General features: G+C 71.6%; 14 protein-coding genes. 5 read left to right on the top strand and 9 right to left on the bottom strand.

What is annotated here, in order from left to right; genetic code table 11:
- Positions 1–50: 50 nt before the first annotated feature.
- The 3 genes from FB474_RS09465 to FB474_RS09455 all read left to right on the top strand — a co-directional run bounded on the left by FB474_RS09465 (position 51) and on the right by FB474_RS09455 (position 2,856).
- Positions 51–827 (top strand): methyltransferase, encoded by a 777-nt coding sequence (locus tag FB474_RS09465; RefSeq protein ID WP_141788414.1) that lies wholly within the window; start codon positions 51–53, stop codon positions 825–827.
- A gap of 156 nt (positions 828–983) precedes the next feature.
- Positions 984–2,282 (top strand): DNA polymerase IV, encoded by a 1,299-nt coding sequence (dinB, locus tag FB474_RS09460; protein ID WP_141788413.1) that lies wholly within the window; start codon positions 984–986, stop codon positions 2,280–2,282.
- Positions 2,283–2,448: 166 nt separating this feature from the next.
- Positions 2,449–2,856, top strand: coding sequence for a DUF3040 domain-containing protein (locus tag FB474_RS09455; RefSeq protein ID WP_141788412.1), 408 nt, complete (start codon positions 2,449–2,451; stop codon positions 2,854–2,856).
- Positions 2,857–2,936: 80 nt separating this feature from the next.
- Here FB474_RS09455 and FB474_RS09450 read toward each other — a convergent pair whose 3' ends face one another.
- Positions 2,937–3,410, bottom strand: a complete 474-nt coding sequence (locus tag FB474_RS09450; protein WP_221632494.1) for a DUF456 domain-containing protein — start codon at positions 3,408–3,410, stop codon at positions 2,937–2,939.
- Positions 3,411–3,443: 33 nt separating this feature from the next.
- Entirely contained in the window at positions 3,444–3,668 is a 225-nt protein-coding gene (locus FB474_RS09445; protein WP_141788410.1) for a DUF7455 domain-containing protein, read from the bottom strand.
- 344 nt (positions 3,669–4,012) lie between these two features.
- Between FB474_RS09445 and FB474_RS09440 the strand changes: the two genes are divergently transcribed.
- Together FB474_RS09440 and FB474_RS09435 are read left to right on the top strand one after the other, a co-directional pair.
- Positions 4,013–6,160: a DNA gyrase/topoisomerase IV subunit B gene (locus FB474_RS09440; RefSeq protein WP_141788409.1), complete on the top strand. Its 2,148-nt coding sequence runs from the start codon at positions 4,013–4,015 to the stop codon at positions 6,158–6,160.
- A 122-nt stretch (positions 6,161–6,282) separates the two neighbouring features.
- Positions 6,283–7,014 carry a dienelactone hydrolase family protein gene (locus tag FB474_RS09435; protein ID WP_141788408.1) on the top strand — a complete coding sequence of 244 codons (732 nt, stop codon included), beginning with the start codon at positions 6,283–6,285 and terminating at the stop codon, positions 7,012–7,014.
- 14 nt (positions 7,015–7,028) lie between these two features.
- On the opposite strand, the gene FB474_RS09430 is transcribed toward FB474_RS09435, so the two are convergent.
- From FB474_RS09430 to FB474_RS09400, 7 genes are all read right to left on the bottom strand, one after another.
- On the bottom strand, positions 7,029–8,081 hold the full coding sequence (locus tag FB474_RS09430; protein WP_141788407.1) for a LacI family DNA-binding transcriptional regulator: 1,053 nt from the start codon (positions 8,079–8,081) through the stop codon (positions 7,029–7,031).
- Positions 8,082–8,093: 12 nt separating this feature from the next.
- Complete coding sequence (locus FB474_RS09425; RefSeq protein WP_141788406.1) at positions 8,094–8,321, bottom strand: hypothetical protein; 228 nt, start codon at positions 8,319–8,321, stop codon at positions 8,094–8,096.
- Positions 8,322–8,331: 10 nt separating this feature from the next.
- The gene (locus FB474_RS09420; protein WP_141788405.1) at positions 8,332–9,237 is read right to left on the bottom strand and encodes a carbohydrate ABC transporter permease; all 906 of its coding nucleotides are present in this window, start codon (positions 9,235–9,237) and stop codon (positions 8,332–8,334) included.
- A gap of 4 nt (positions 9,238–9,241) precedes the next feature.
- Positions 9,242–10,315: a carbohydrate ABC transporter permease gene (locus FB474_RS09415; RefSeq protein WP_141788404.1), complete on the bottom strand. Its 1,074-nt coding sequence runs from the start codon at positions 10,313–10,315 to the stop codon at positions 9,242–9,244.
- Positions 10,316–10,433: 118 nt separating this feature from the next.
- Positions 10,434–11,720, bottom strand: a complete 1,287-nt coding sequence (locus FB474_RS09410; protein WP_141788403.1) for an ABC transporter substrate-binding protein — start codon at positions 11,718–11,720, stop codon at positions 10,434–10,436.
- Between the two features lie 401 nt (positions 11,721–12,121).
- Positions 12,122–13,093: a ferredoxin family protein gene (locus tag FB474_RS09405; protein ID WP_141788402.1), complete on the bottom strand. Its 972-nt coding sequence runs from the start codon at positions 13,091–13,093 to the stop codon at positions 12,122–12,124.
- A complete protein-coding gene (locus tag FB474_RS09400) occupies positions 13,090–15,618 on the bottom strand; it encodes a DNA gyrase/topoisomerase IV subunit A (protein ID WP_141788401.1) in 2,529 nt (842 codons plus the stop codon). The genes FB474_RS09405 and FB474_RS09400 overlap by 4 nt, the downstream gene beginning before the upstream one ends.
- Between the last annotated feature and the right edge of the window lie 83 nt (positions 15,619–15,701).

Here is a 15,701-nt window from a genome sequence, read left to right as displayed (position 1 = left end):
GTGCCACCGCAGCCGCCACGGCCGACGGCTGCCACCGAAGGAGTGCCACCGTGCCCGAAGACCTCCGACGTTCCCGCCGCGGTGGGGTCGAGACCTCGGTGCGCACCTTCGCCGTCTGGGAGTCGGTGCGCTCGCTCGTGGAGCACCGCACCGGCGAGCTCGGCCGGCCGCTGCGGGTGGTCGACCTCGGCGGCGGCACTGGCGGCCTGGCCGTGCCGATTGCCGCGCTCGGCCACCACGTCACCGTCGTCGACCCCAGCCCTGACGCCCTGGCCGCCCTCAACCGGCGCGCCGGTGACGCCGGGGTCGCCGACCGGGTCGTCGCGGTCCAGGGAGACGCCGGCACCCTGCTCGATGTCCACCCCGCCGGCGAGGCCGACCTGGTCTGCTGCCACGGGGTGCTGGAGTTCGTCGACGACCCGCAGGCCAGCCTGCAGTCCGTCGCCGCCGTCCTGGCCGACGGTGGCCACCTCAGCCTGCTCGTCGCCCAGCGCCTTGCCGTGGTCATGGCCAAGGCGCTGGCCGGCCAGTTCGCCCAGGCCCGGCACGCGCTCACCAGCGCCGACGGCCGCTGGGGGGCCACCGACCCGCTGCCGCGCCGCTTCGACGCCGGGGGAGTGGAGGAGCTGCTGCGCGGCGCCGGGATGGAGGTCCAGGACTCCCACGGCGTGCGCATCTTCAGCGACCTCGTCCCGGCCGCCTTCACCGACTCCGACGCCGACCGCACCGCCCTGCTCGAGCTCGAGCAGGCGGCCGCGCGGCACCCCGACTTCGGCTTCCTGGGCCAGCTCGGCGCGACCCTGCACGTGCTCGCCCGCAAGGCCTGACCGCTCACCCGCGAGGCCTGACCGCCTGCCCGTACGCCGGGACTGCTCGCCCACACGCCCCGACACCTCCCACGGGAGGCGACCGGCACGGCATACCGGTGGGGTAGCCACTGGCGTGGGCACCGCGGTGCCGGCCCACGGCCCGGGGAGCCGGCGATGAGCCGGCGGCAGTTCACCGTGCCGGCGCGCAGTGGCGGGGAGCCCGACGACACCGGCTGCTCGATCCTGCACGTCGACATGGACGCCTTCTACGCCTCGGTGTCGCTGCTGGCCCGTCCCGAGCTGGTCGGCACCCCGGTCATCATCGGCGGTGGCGGCAACCGCGGGGTGGTGCTCTCGGCGACCTACGAGGCGCGCGCGTTCGGGGTCGCCGCCGCCATGCCCATGGCCCGGGCCCGGCGGCTCTGCCCGCAGGCCACGGTCGTCGCGCCCGACTACACCCGTTACTCCCAGGTGTCGCAGGCGGTGATGGCGGTGTTCGGCACGGTCACCCCGATCGTGGAGCCGCTGTCGATGGACGAGGCGTTCCTCGACGTCTCCGGGGCGGGTCGCCGCCTCGGGTCACCGTCCCGGATCGCCCGGATGGTCCGCGACACCATCGCCGACGAGCAGGGCGTCACCTGCTCGGTGGGCGTGGCTCCGACGAAGTTCGTCGCCAAGCTGGCCTCCGGGCTGGCCAAGCCCGACGGGCTGCTCGTCGTACCCCGCACGGAGGTCGTCCCGTTCCTGCACCAGCTGCCGGTGGGCGCCCTCTGGGGGGTGGGGGAGCGCACCGAGGAGTCGCTGCACCGGCTCGGCCTGCGCACCGTGGCCGACATCGCGCACACCCCCGTGCAGACCCTGCGCCGCGGGCTGGGCGAGACCACGGGGGCACACCTGCACGACCTCGCGTGGGGACGCGACCCCCGCCCGGTCGTGCCGGCACGGCGCGAGCGCAGCATCAGCTCGGACGAGACCTTCGCCCACGACGTCGACGACCCGGCGGTCATCCACCGCCAGCTGCTCAAGCTCAGCGACCGCACCGCGGCCCGGATGCGTGCCGCCGGCCTGGTCGGGCGCACGGTGACCCTCAAGGTGCGCTTCGCCGACTTCACCACGATCACCCGGTCACGGACCCTGCGCGACCCCACCGACGTCAGCCGCGACCTCTACGCCACGGCGCGAGACCTGTTCGACGGCCTCGGCCTGCAGCGGGCAAGGCTGCGCCTGGTCGGGGTCAAGGTCGAGGGGCTGCTCGAGGCCGGGACCGCGCCGGTGCAGGGGCGGCTCGACGAGCCGGCGCACGGCTGGCGCGACGCCGACCGGGCCGTCGACCGGGCCAGTGCCCGGTTCGGGGCGGGTGCGGTCCGCCCGGCCAGCCTGGTCCGGGACGCCCGGTCGACGGGAGCAGACGCCCGCCCCGACGGCCGCGGCGCCCGGGCCCCGGCCCGGGGAGGTCCCCCCGCCGGCCCGTGACACAGGTCCCTCAGCCCGGGACTGAAGGCCGGGTACCACAACGCTGCGCGGGGACATATCCTGAACCACAGCGAGAAGAACATGCCCGTCCGGATCCCGCCCGGAGGAAACGTTTTCGGATCGCCAAGCGTCTTCCTCATCGAAGCGAGCGCACGGGAGGTCGAAGGTGCCGCTCTCAGAGCACGAGCAGCATCTGCTGCAGCAGATGGAGCAAGCGCTGTATGCCGAGGACCCGAAGTTCGCCTCGCAGATGCAGGGCTCCATCGCCCGCGCCCGTATGCGTCGGCGCATCATCCTCGGGGTCGCGGCGGTGGTCGTCGGCCTCGGCCTGGTCGTGCTCGGGGTCATGCAGGCGGTATGGATCGGCGCGATCGGCTTCGCGCTGATGATCGGCGGGGCGGTCTACGCCAGCACCCCGCCACGGACCAAGGCCACCTTGGGCTCGGTCGCCCCGGACGGCAGCATCCGCCCGGCCGCGACCTCGTCGTCCAAGGCCCGCAAGGCCCGCTCCGGCCAGACGTTCATGCAGCGCCTCGAGCAGCGCTGGGACAAGCGTCGCAACGACTGGAGCTGACCAACCGGCGGTGACCTGCCGCGGTGGCCCTCGGGACAGTGGTCAGATGCGTCGCGTCCCGGTGAGGTCGCGGCCCGGCCTCAGCCGACGGTGAGCAGGCCGACCACCCAGGTCCCCGCCATGGCGAACCCGGCTGCGAGCTCGACCAGCACGCCCAGCCCGACCGCCTTGAGCGCCGTGACCGTGGACGGCCAGGCGGCCGCCGTCGAGCGCAACCGCAGCAGCTCGGCCAGGAAGATCCCCAGCACGAAGCCGAGCACGCCGCCGACCACCGGGACCACGAAGAAGCCCACCACACCCACGGCGACGCCGGCGAGCATGGTGGGCGTGCCCACGCTGCTGGACTGCAGGTGACGGCCCGGCAGGACGTACTTGAGCACCATGCCGAGCACGGCCAGGGCGGACACCAGGCCGAGCACGAGCCACGCTCCGACGGTGTGCACCGAGACCGCCCACAACAACGCTCCTGCCCAGACCAGCGGCAGCCCGGGCAGGAGCGGTACGACGATGCCGAGCAGGCCCAGCAGCACCAGGACGCCCGCGAGCAGGGTCACGGGCTGCATGGGCCGGGGGCCTGCCGGCCGGGGTCAGCGCTCGTCGGGCGCAGCCATCGGGGAGGTCTCGACGAGGCGGTCGCTCTCGTCCTGGATCTCGATGGAGATGTCCTTCAGCTTGGCCAGGTGCTCCCGCCCGTGGTGGGCGCAGAAGAGCAGCTCGCCGCCAGCGGTGAGGCGGGCGCGAATGTAGGCCTGGGCGCCACAGCGGTCGCAGCGGTCGGCCGCGGTCAGAGTCGGTGCCAGTGCAGTGGTCACGTCTGCCTTCCTTACGTCGTAGTGGGCGCCCGGTGCGGTGTCGGCGTCCGTTGGTCCTCCGCACCCACTGGTGGTTCGGAGCCCTCCGGCTGCCGGCCTGCCTCCGGGTCATCCCGTCTGCGCCGGTTCCAACAGTGAAGCACGCCAGTTCGTTCCCGCCGGGCAGGGGCACGCCGGTGTGGGTCATCTCATGGGCCGATTCCGCTGTCAGCGCACGAGTGCCGGAACAAGCCGGTATGCCGCGTGCCTGACGTGGGTGCGTCGGTGGAGGAGGCTAGCCTGCAGCCAAGCAGAAACCCGGCCCGGGGCCGGGGGACCGGCACCATCGAAGGGAATCCCACCCCGTGGCCACCGCCACCAAGACCGCCACCAAGACCGCCGTCAAGAGCGCCGCCAGCGACTACACCGCCCGCCACCTGCAGGTCCTCGAGGGACTGGAGGCGGTGCGCAAGCGCCCCGGCATGTACATCGGCTCGACCGACTCCCGCGGCCTCATGCACTGCCTGTGGGAGATCATCGACAACGCCGTCGACGAGGCGCTGGGCGGCTTCGGCGACCAGATCGAGGTCATCCTCCTGGCCGACGGCTCGGTCGAGGTCCGTGACAACGGCCGAGGCATCCCCGTCGACGTGGAGCCCCGCACCGGCCTGACCGGTGTCGAGGTGGTCTTCACCAAGCTGCATGCCGGTGGCAAGTTCGGCGGCGGCTCCTACACCGCCTCCGGTGGCCTCCACGGCGTGGGTGCCTCGGTGGTCAATGCCCTGTCCGAGCGCCTCGACGTCGAGGTCGACCGTGGCGGCAAGACCTACGCGATGAGCTTCCACCGCGGCGAGCCGGGCGTGTTCGCCGACCGCAACGGGGACAAGTCGGCGGCCGCCGAGTTCACCCCGTTCGTGGACAACAGCGAGCTGCGCATCGTCGGCAAGGCGGCGCGCGGGCGCACGGGCTGCCGCATCCGCTACTGGGCCGACCGGCAGATCTTCCTCAAGGACGCCGCCTTCGTCTACGACGAGCTGATCGGCCGCGCCCGCCAGACCTCCTACCTCATCCCCGGCCTGGCCATCGTCATCCGCGACGAGCGCGGGGTGCCGGGCACGCCGGGGGAGCACGGCCCCCACGAGGAGCGCTTCCAGCACGACGGCGGCATCAGCGAGTTCACCGACTTCCTGGCCGCCGACCCGGCCGTGACCGACGTGTGGCGGCTGCAGGGCTCGGGCCACTTCAAGGAGACCGTGCCCGTCCTGGACGACAAGGGGCACATGACCCCGACCGAGGTCGAGCGTGAGTGCGGCGTCGACATCGCGCTGCGCTGGGGCACCGGCTACGACACCAAGGTCGTCTCCTTCGTCAACATCATCAGCACGCCCAAGGGCGGCACCCACATGGCCGGGTTCGAGCAGGCCCTGATGAAGGTCTTCCGCAAGCAGCTCGAGGTCAACGCCCGGCGGCTCAAGGTCGGCCAGGACAAGCCCGAGAAGGACGACATCCTCGCCGGGCTGACCGCCGTGGTGACGGTGCGCCTGGCCGAGCCCCAGTTCGAGGGCCAGACCAAGGAGGTCCTCGGCACCTCGGCCGTGCGGGCGATCGTGACCAAGGTGGTCGAGAAGGAGCTGACCGCCCTGCTCACCTCGACCAAGCGTGGCGAGAAGGCCCAGGCGGCGCTGCTGCTGGAGAAGGTCGTCGCCGAGATGAAGTCGCGGATCAGCGCGCGGCTGCACAAGGAGACCCAGCGGCGCAAGAACGCGCTGGAGACCTCCTCGCTGCCGGCCAAGCTGGCCGACTGCCGCACCTCCGACGTGGACCGCTCCGAGCTGTTCATCGTCGAGGGTGACAGCGCGCTCGGCACGGCCAAGCTGGCCCGGTCCTCCGACCACCAGGCGCTGCTGCCGATCCGGGGCAAGATCCTCAACGTCCAGAAGGCCTCGGTCGCGGACATGCTCAAGAACGCCGAGTGCGCCGCGATCATCCAGGTCATCGGCGCCGGGTCGGGACGCTCGTTCGACCTCGAGGCGGCCCGCTACGGCAAGGTCATCATCATGACCGACGCCGACGTCGACGGCGCCCACATCCGCACCCTGCTGCTGACCCTGTTCTTCCGCTACATGCGACCGCTCGTCGAGGCGGGCCGGGTCTACGCCGCCGTGCCGCCGCTGCACCGCATCGAGGTCGTCAACCCCGGCGGCAAGAAGAACGAGCTCATCTACACCTACAACGAGGGTGAGATGCGCCGGACGGTCACGGCGCTGGAGAAGAAGGGCCGCAAGATCAAGCAGCCGATGCAGCGCTACAAGGGCCTCGGCGAGATGGACGCCGACCAGCTGGCCGAGACCACGATGGACCCGCGCCACCGCACCCTGCGCCGGGTGACGCTCAAGGACGCCGAGATGGCCGAGCGGGTCTTCGACCTGCTCATGGGCAACGACGTCGCGCCGCGCAAGGACTTCATCATCGACTCGGCCACGGCACTGGACCGCGAGCGGATCGACGTCTGAGCCACCGCGGGGGGCCGGACAGATCCGGCCGCCCGCGACCGGTGAGGTATGCCGCGGCGGCGCCGGCGCGGCATACCTCACCAGCGGTGGCCCGGCAGGGATCGAGCCCGCAGACTGGGCGCATGTGCTTCTCCAGCGACCAGCGTCCCCCGGCACCCCCGAAGTCCAGTGAGATCGGCGAGCACGGCCCGGTCGAGCTGACCTCGGCCGACGGCACCCGCTTCGCGGCGTTCGACGCCCAGCCGGTGACCCGTCGCGGCGCCAGCCTCGTGCTGCTGCCGGACATCCGTGGGCTGCACCCGTACTACACCGACCTCGCGCTGCGCTGCGCCGAGGCCGGCCTGGACACGGTGGCGATCGACCCCTACGCCCGCAGCGCCGGCCCGACTGCGCGCGATGACGACTTCGAGTACCTGCCGCACGCCAAGGCCCTGCACCCCGAGCACGTCCTGGCCGACGCCTCGGCCGCCGCCGCGCGCCTTCGGGAGCGCAGCCAGGACCCGATCTTCACGCTGGGCTTCTGCCTGTTCGGCGGCCACTCCTGGCGGCTCGCGGGCACGGCCCTGCACCCGGCCGGCTCGATCGGCTTCTACGGGCGGCCGTCCACGGCCATGGAGGTGCTGCACGCGATCGACTCGCCGTTGCTGCTGCTGGTCGCCGGTGCTGACAAGGGCATCCCGCTGGAGGAGACGATGGCCTTCGACGACGCGCTGACCCGGGCGGGCAAGGACCACACGACGAAGGTCTACGAGGGGGCCCCGCACTCGTTCTTCGACCGGTCCTTCGAGGAGTGGGCCGAGGCGTGCGCCGACGCGTGGACGCAGATCCTGGGCTTCATCGACGCCCACCGCTGAGGGCGGGGCGGACCTCAGGCGCTCGCGGCGCGTGAGGTGCCGCCCCGGCGCGCGGCCCGGACCGGCGCGGCGGTGGAGCCGCGCACGACGAGCTGGACCGGGACCACCTCGTCACCGGGCGGCGGAGTGACCGAGCCGTCGAGCAGCCGGCCGAGCAGCAGCTCGGCCGCGCGCTGCCCCTGGTGTGGGACGTCCTGCCGCACGGTGGTCAGGTCGAGCACCTCCGCGAGCACGTGGTCGTCGATGCCGACCACGGACAGGTCCCCGGGCACCGACAGGCCGGCCCGCCGGGCGGCCGCCATGACCCCGAACGCCATCTCGTCCGACGCGGCGACGACGGCCGTGGGCCGGGACCGGGCCCGCAGGAGGGCGGCGACGTCGCGCGCCGCGCCCGCCGCCGTCCAGTCCGAGCCCACCACCCACGTGGGTGGGCACCGCAGTCCGCGCTCGGCCAGGGTGGTCAGGAAGGTCTCCGCGCGCTCGCGCGGGGTCTGCAGCATGGAGGTGCCCTGTTCCACCGCTCCGACGTAGGCGATCCGGGTGTGGCCGAGGTCGAGGACGTGGCGGACCGCGACGCCCATCGCCGCCCGGTCGTCGATCCGCACGCAGGGCCAGTCGCGGATGCGGTTGCCGATGGTGATCACCGGCAGGCCCAGGCTGTCGATGAGGGCCTGCTCCTGCTCGTCCAGGGGCGTGTTGAGCACGATGACGCCGTCGACCCGCTTCCAGAGCATGTCCTGGCTCAGCCGCAGCCGGCTGTCGTACGACTCGCCCTCGAGGTCGACGAGCAGCACGTGGTGGCCCTGCCTGCGCAGGGCCTTCTCGATGCCGCTGATCAGCGTGGCGAAGAACCAGCGGGTGAGGAAGGGCACCACCACGGCCACGACCCGGGTGCGTCCGGAGGCCAGCGACGAGGCGGTCGGGGACGCGACGTAACGCAGGTCGAGGGCGGCCTTGGCCACCCGGTCCCGGGTCTGCGGGCTCACCCGGTCCAGGCCGCGCAGCGCACGCGACACGGTGGAGACGGACACCCCCGCGGCTTTCGCGACGTCGTGGATGGTGCTCATGGCATCCCCCGCCTAGAGCTTGACTTTGCGCCGTGCCCGCCAGGCCAGGTAGAGCGCCGCGACGAGGCCGGCGAGCAGCAGGGCCGCGCCGACCGCGTTCTGGCCGCGCAGCTCCAGCACCAGCGTCTGGATGAAGGCCATGAGCGTGAAGAAGCCGAGGAGGCCCATGAGCAGCTCGAGCCGCTCGGCCCTGGCCCGGGGGTGGCTGCCCGTGCCACCCCCGGGGTTGAAGATCCCCATGGCCCTGGCCTCAGCCCTTGACGCCTCCGGCGGTCAGGCCGGAGACGATCGCGCGCTGGAAGAACAGCACCATGATGATGAGGGGGACCGTGACGATGGTGCCTGCCGCCATGACGGTGGTGTAGGGCTCCTGGTGCGGCTGGGCGCCGGCGAAGTTCGCGATGGCGACGGTGACCGGCTGGGTCGTCGAGGTGGCGAACTGTGAGGCGAGCAGGAACTCGTTCCACGCGCTGATGAACGCCAGGATCGCGGTCGTGAACAGGCCCGGCGCCGCGAGCGGCAGCATGATCTTGCGGAAGGCCTGGCCCTGCGTGCAGCCGTCCATCCGCGCCGACTCCTCGAGCTCCCACGGCATCTCCGAGAAGAACGCCGTCAGGGTGTAGACCGTGAGCGGCAGGGCGAAGGAGATGTCCGGGATGATCAGTGCCTGGTAGTTCGCACCGGTCAGCCAGCCCAGCGAGGAGAACAGCTGGAACAGCGGCGACACGAGCGCCACGCCGGGGAACATCGACGCGCCCAGGATGAAACCGAGCACGAGGTACTTGCCGCGGAAGTGCAGCCGCGACAGGGCGTAGGCGGCGAACACGCCGACGAGCATCGCCAGCACGGTGGTCACCACGCCGATGATGACGCTGTTGCCGAGGGCCTGCGCGAAGTGGTTGCCGCGGTCGGTCGAGAACGCCGTCTTGAAGTTGTCCAGCGTGACGTGGGTCGGCCACGGCGTCGTGTCGAAGGTGTAGCCCACGTCGCGGAACGCCGTGACGATCATCCAGTAGAAGGGCGCCAGGCCCCAGATGACGATGAGCGCGAGGCCGGCATAGGCCCGGGTGTTCTTCCACCGCTCGCTCTTGACGTGGTGCGCGTGGGCGACGTCGCTGGTGGTGGTGCCGGGCGCGGTGCCCGTGGTGGCAGTCATGACGTCAGTTCCCTTCCGCGACGGCTTCGACAGCCGGGTTCTCGGTCAGCTTCACCTTGTCGCCGCGGGCACCCTTCGGGGGCCGCTGGACCACGTCCGCGCCGCCGAACCGGATGAACAGGAACGCGACGAACGCGATGATCAGGAAGACGATGGTCGACAGCGCGGACGCGCTGTGGAAGCCCTCCCGGATCTGCTTGATCACCAGGATCGACAAGGTCGTCGTGGCGTGGCCGTCGCCACCGCCACCGCCGGTGAGGATCCACGGCAGGTCGAAGATGCGCAGCACGTCGAGGGTGCGGAAGAGCACGGCCACCATCAACGGGACCTTGATCATCGGCAAGGTGATCCGGGTGAAGGTCTGCCAGCGGGTGGCCCCGTCGATCTGGGCCGCCTCGTAGACGTCGGAGCCGATCAGCTGCAGGCCGGCCAGGATGAGCAGCGCCATGAACGGCGTCGTCTTCCAGACGTCGGCGATGATGACCGCGAACCGCGCCGGCCAGGCGTCACCGGTCCACAACAGGGGCGATATCCCGACGAAGCCGAGCAGGTGGTTGGCGATCCCGTCGTAGGCGAAGATGAACAGCCACAGCTTGGCGGTCACGGCGGTGGGGATCGCCCACGGCACCAGGATGGCGGCCCGGACCAGGCCGCGGCCGCGGAACTCGCGGTTCATGATCGTGGCGAACCACAGTCCGAGCACGACCTCGAGGGACACCGACACCACGGTGAAGAAGAGGGTGATGGTCAGCGCCGGCCAGAACAGCGAGCCGATGCTGCCCGGTGGGCAGCTGCTCCTGCCGGTGCCACAGTCGGCCAGCAGCCAGTGGGTGTAGTTGGACAGGCCGGCCGGGCCGCCCTCGACGAACAGGCCGGTGGCCTTGTCGAGGCCGGAGTCCTTCTGGAACGAGAGGATGACCGCGCTGATCAGTGGGTAGACGATGACCACCGTGAGCACGACGATCGTCGGGAGGACGAGGAACAGTCCCCTCCGGCCCTGTCCGGCGTTCAGGCCTCCGCGCTTGCGCTTGCTCGGCGGCGTGCTCGGGCGCGTCACCGTCTCAACAGTCGTGCTCATGCGGGGCCTCCTTGCCCAGACGTGGCACCCAGGCACCGTTCACGATGCCTTCCAGCAGGAGTGTGGCGCCGGTGGTGGGGCCGGGCAAGAGACCCGGCCCCACCACCGGCGATGTCGATCAGCCGCCGCTGGTGGCCGACTTGATCGCAGCCTGCATGTCCTTGATGGCCTGGTCCACGGTCTTGTCACCCTTGATGGCGGGGTAGGCGTTGTCCTGGATGGCCGTGGTGACCGCCGGGTAGTACGGCGTCACCGGACGCGGGACCGCGTTCTCGATGGAGGTCTTCAGCGTGGGCAGGTAGGGGTACTTCGCGACCAGCGCCGCGTCGTCGTAGATCGACGCCACGACCGGGGCCAGCGAGCCCTTCTCCATGAAGAACTTCTGCTGCGCGTCCTCCTCGATGAACTTGAGGAAGTCGAAGGCCGTGGCCTTGTGCTTGGAGTAGACGCTGATGCCCTCGCTGTGACCACCGAGGCTCGAGGCGCCGGGACCGGACAGGCCGGGCAGCGGGGCGACGCCGAACTTGTCCTTGACGACGGAGGAGCCGTCGGTCTTGGCCAGGTTGTAGACGTAGGGCCAGTTGCGCAGGAAGAGCAGCTTGCCCGCCTCGAACGCCTGGCGGCCCTGCTCCTCCTGGAAGGTGATGGCCTCCTTGGGGATGTCGCCGTTCTTGTAGTGGTCGGCGAGCATCTGCAGGCCCTTGCGGGACTCCTGGGAGTCCACGGTCGGCTTGCCCTGGTCGTCGACGATCTTGCCGCCGGCGGTGTTGATCGCCTCGGCCGCGTTGACGGTCAGGCCCTCGTACTTGGAGAACTGGCCGGCGTAGCAGCCCATGTTCTTCGACTTGGCGATGCTGCACTTGCTCCACATCTCGTCCAGCGTCTTGGGAGGCGTCGGGACGAGGTCCTTGCGGTAGTAGAGCAGCCCGCCGTCACTGGCGAACGGCGCGGCGTAGAGCGTGTTGTTGTAGGTCGCCGCGACCACGGTCGGCTTGAGCAGCTTGCTCGTGTCCATGGCGAACTGGCCCTTGAGCGGGACCAGCCAGCCCTTGGCCGCGAACTCGGCGGTCCAGACGACGTCCACGGTGACGATGTCGTAGCTGGGGTCCTTGGCCTGCATGTGCTGCACGATGTCGTCGTGCTGCTGGTCGGCCTGGTCGGTCTGCTCCTTGAGCGTGACCTTCTCGTTGGGGTGGGCCGAGTTCCACTTCGCGATCGTGGGCGCCCAGACGTTGCTGTTGTCCTTGCCCGTGACGAACGTGATCGGCCCACGGGAGCTGGCGCCTGCCTGCGCCGAGCTGCTCGAGGAAGAACTGCCGCTGCTGCACCCCGCAGTCACCAGGGCGACTGTGGCGGCCGCTGCGAACGCCACGCGTGCGCGGCGCCTTCTTGTGTCGTGGGCCATCCGCCCGCCTCCGAATCAATGGCGTGCCGGGGGCTGAGCACCTCGACACTGAGGGATATCAGACACCTGAGTAAAAACGCTTGCACACGACCTCGCAACCGCAGGTGGGGTCTGCAGGCATAACGATCGGGTAACCGATCCCTCACGCGCGCCCCCGCCGCGATAAAAGGCCGAGCCGTATGCCGGCCGCCACCATCTGCGGTCGCCGCCCTGGCCGGGCTCGGCGAAGCTCGTGTCGTTGCCGTGGCGGGGGTGTCCCCGTCCCACGGACGGAAAAGGCTCGGGTTGAAGGGTTTCCGGCTGCGGCGCCGGATCCCGGGAGTGCTGTGCCCGAAGGAGAGCCCACGCGCTCGATGCTGCGGCGGGCGGGATCAACTGCCGGAGAAGGGTGCTCGGCCGCTTCAGACGAGGGAGGCCGGTCCCACCCTCCACGACCACGTGGCCACAGGCGCCTTGCCACACGACTCCGGCAGGTGGTCGCCCATGAGCCGCTCCACCCGCACCGACCAGCAGCGGCCATCGCGGTGGCTCACCGTGCACCGCCACGCGGTCGAGTCCTCGGGGTCGGGCTCGGCGGAGGTCGACAAGGCGATGAGGTCCAGCTCGCCGAGCTGCTCGCGCAGGGCTGCCTCCACCGCCTGCGCCGGTGGCTCGAGGACGCTGCGGCCCCGGTCGTGCCACGGCCCGAGCGCGGCGGCGGGCAGCTCACCGCGCTCCGCCGCGTCGAGCACCTCGACGGCGAGGTCTTCGTCGAGCCGGGCGAGCGTCTGGCCCCAGGGGAGCAGCACGCCCGTGGGCGCGAACCGGTGCCCGCCGGTGTGGGAGCACTCCCACACCCGTCCCGGGCGGGCCTGCGCGGCGGCCAGCGCCACCGGGCGTCCGCGCAGCGCGCAGCACACGTCCCGGCGAGAGTTCGTGCACACCAGCAGCACCGGGTCGGATGCCTCCTCGAGCTCGGGCACCGCGTCGAGGACGATGTCGATGTCTCCCGCCGCCAGGGCCGGCCACGGCAGCCGGCCGAGCTGGGAGGGCAGGTCGAGGTCCGCCTCGAGCAGCCACGGCCGGTCGGTCAGGCCACCGGCGACGTAGACGCGTTGCCCCTCGCTGCCACGCCGGTCGGCGTGCGTGCCCGGACGGCGGATGAGCAGCAGCCGCCCGCCGTGCTCGGCGCAGAGCCGGTCGAGGCCGGCCCCGACGTCGGGGTCGAGGTGGGACTGGGTCGCCGCCTCACGACCCCACGGGCCGGGCTGCTCCAGCGCCACCCAGAACCGTGCCTGCGCGGCCGTGCCCGGGGCCGGGGCGTGCGCCTGGTCCCAGAGCACCGAGCAGGCGCCGGGTGCGCTGTGGCCGTGGCCGCTGGGCGCCTCGGTCACTCGCCCTCGCCGTCGCCCGGCGGCAGCTCGGCCTCGGCCGGGACGGCGGCCCCGGGCTCCTGGTCGGCCGGACCGGCCGGGAACGCGGGGGCGATCGCGGCGATCGGGGTCGGCGCCGGGGTGCCGGAGCCGTCCCGCTTGCCCGTGGCCGGCGGCAGGTCGACGGCCACCCCGTTGGCGGCAGCAGCCCGCGCCGGCACGGCCCCGACCCAGGCCAGCAGCAGGGTGTCCTCGCCGCGCAGGAACCGGTGCGCCCGGACGCCGCCGGTCGCGCGGCCCTTGGCGGGGTACTCGGCGTAGGGCGTGACCTTCAGCGAGCCGGCCTCGGTGCCGGGCAGGGCGCCGGAGGACCCGGCCGAGGTCACCACGACGTTGTCCGCCGCGGGGTCGACCGCACCGAAGAAGACCACCCGCTCGTCGCCGGCCAGCTTGATGCCCGCCATGCCGCCGGCCGGGCGGCCCTGCGGGCGCACGACCGCGGCGGAGAAGTGCAGCAGCTGGGCGACGTTGGTGAGGAAGACCAGGTCCTCCTGGCCGGTGGTCAGCTCGACCGCGCCGACGACCGCGTCGCCGTCCTTGAGCGAGATGACCTCCCAGTCGTCCTTGTTGCCGGGGTAGTCGGTGGTGACCCGCTTGACCACGCCGAGGGCGGTGCCGAGGGCGATCCCGGGGGAGTCCTCCCGCAGCGAGACCAGCGTCAGCGGCTCCTCGCCGCGAGGCAGGTCGACGAAGGCGGCCAGCGGCGCCCCGCCGGACAGCGACGGCGCGCCGTTGGTCGGCGGCAGGGTGGGCAGCTCCAGCGCGGACAGGCGGATCATCCGGCCGCGCGAGGTGACCAGCCCGACATACCCGCGGGCGGTGGTGCGCACGGTGGCGACCACCGCGTCGTGCTTGTGCCGGCCGCCCTCGTTGGACAGCGGGTCGGCGGTGGTGGTGCGGGCCATGAGGCCGGTGGAGGACAGCAGCACCCAGCACGGGTCGTCGCTGACCTCCAGCGGCGAGGACGCCGTCAGGGGGGTGCCGGCCGACTCCAGCAGCACGGTGCGCCGCGGCGTGCCGTGGGCCTTGGCGACGTCGGCGAGCTCGGAGGACACGGTCTTGAGCAGCAGCTTCTCGTCGCCGAGGATGGCGCGCAGCGCCTCGATCTGGCGCTCGAGCTCGGCCTTCTCGGTCTCCAGCTCGACGCGGGAGAACTTCGTCAGGCGGCGCAGCTGCAGGTCCAGGATGTAGGTCGCCTGCGGGTCGGAGAGGTCGAAGACCTCCATCAGGCGGTCCTTGGCCACCGCGGCGTCCTCGGAGCTGCGGATCACCTGGATGACCTCGTCGATGTCGAGGATCGCGATGAGCAGGCCCTCGACCAGGTGCAGGCGCTCCTCCCGCTTGCGCAGCCGGTAGGCACTGCGGCGGCGGACCACGTCGGTGCGGAAGTCGACGTAGACGCGCAGCAGGTCCTTCAGGCCCAGGGTGCGCGGCTGGCCGTCGACGAGCGCGACGTTGTTGATGCCGAAGGAGTCCTCCATCGGGGTCAGCTTGTAGAGCTGCTCCAGCACCGCCTCGGGGTTGAAGCCGTTCTTGACCTCGATGACCAGGCGCAGGCCGTGCTTGCGGTCGGTGAGGTCCTTGACGTCGCTGATGCCCTGCAGCTTCTTGGACTGGACGTTGTCCTTGATCTTCTCGATGACCTTCTCGGGGCCGACGAGGTAGGGCAGCTCGGTGACGACGATGCCCTTCTTGCGGGGCGTGACGTTCTCGATCCGGGTGGTGGCGCGCGTGCGGAAGGTGCCGCGGCCGTTCAGGTAGGCGTCGCGGATGCCCTCGAGCCCGACGATCTTGCCGCCGCCGGGCAGGTCCGGCCCGGGGACGAACTTCATCAGGTCGTCCAGCGAGCACTGCGGGTTGGCGATGAGGTGCCGGGCCGCACCGATGACCTCGACGAGGTTGTGCGGCGGCATGCTCGTGGCCATGCCCACGGCGATGCCGCTGGCGCCGTTGACGAGCAGGTTGGGGTAGGCCGCCGGCAGGACGCCCGGCTGGAGCAGCTGGTCGTCGTAGTTGGGGACGAAGTCGACGGTCTCCTCGTCCAGGCTGCCGGTCATCAGCAGCGCGGCGGGGGCCAGCCGGGCCTCGGTGTATCGGGAGGCGGCCGGGCCGTCGTCGAGGGAGCCGAAGTTGCCGTGCCCGTCGACCAGCGGCAGGCGCATCGTGAACGGCTGGGCCATGCGCACGAGGGCGTCGTAGATCGCGCCGTCGCCGTGCGGGTGGTACTTGCCCATGACCTCGCCGACGACGCGGCTGGACTTGACGTGGCCGCGGTCGGGGCGCAGCCCGAGCTCGCTCATGCCGTAGAGGATGCGGCGCTGCACCGGCTTGAGGCCGTCGCGGGCGTCGGGCAGGGCCCGGGAGTAGATGACGGAGTAGGCGTACTCGAGGAACGCCCCCTGCATCTCCTCCTCGACGTCGATGTCGAGGATGCGCTCCTGGAAGTCCTGCTCCTCACCAGAGGGGGTCGACGAACGGCGGGCCATGCGCGGTGGTGCTCCTCGGGGGTGCGGCGTCGGTTGCGTGGGGCGGATTCTCCCGGACGCCATCTTCGCCCACGCGACAGGGG

Origin of the sequence: Oryzihumus leptocrescens (genome assembly GCF_006716205.1) — a bacterium.
Classification (GTDB): Bacteria; Actinomycetota; Actinomycetes; order Actinomycetales; family Dermatophilaceae; genus Oryzihumus; species Oryzihumus leptocrescens.
This window is presented reverse-complemented; position numbering and strand designations above follow the sequence as displayed.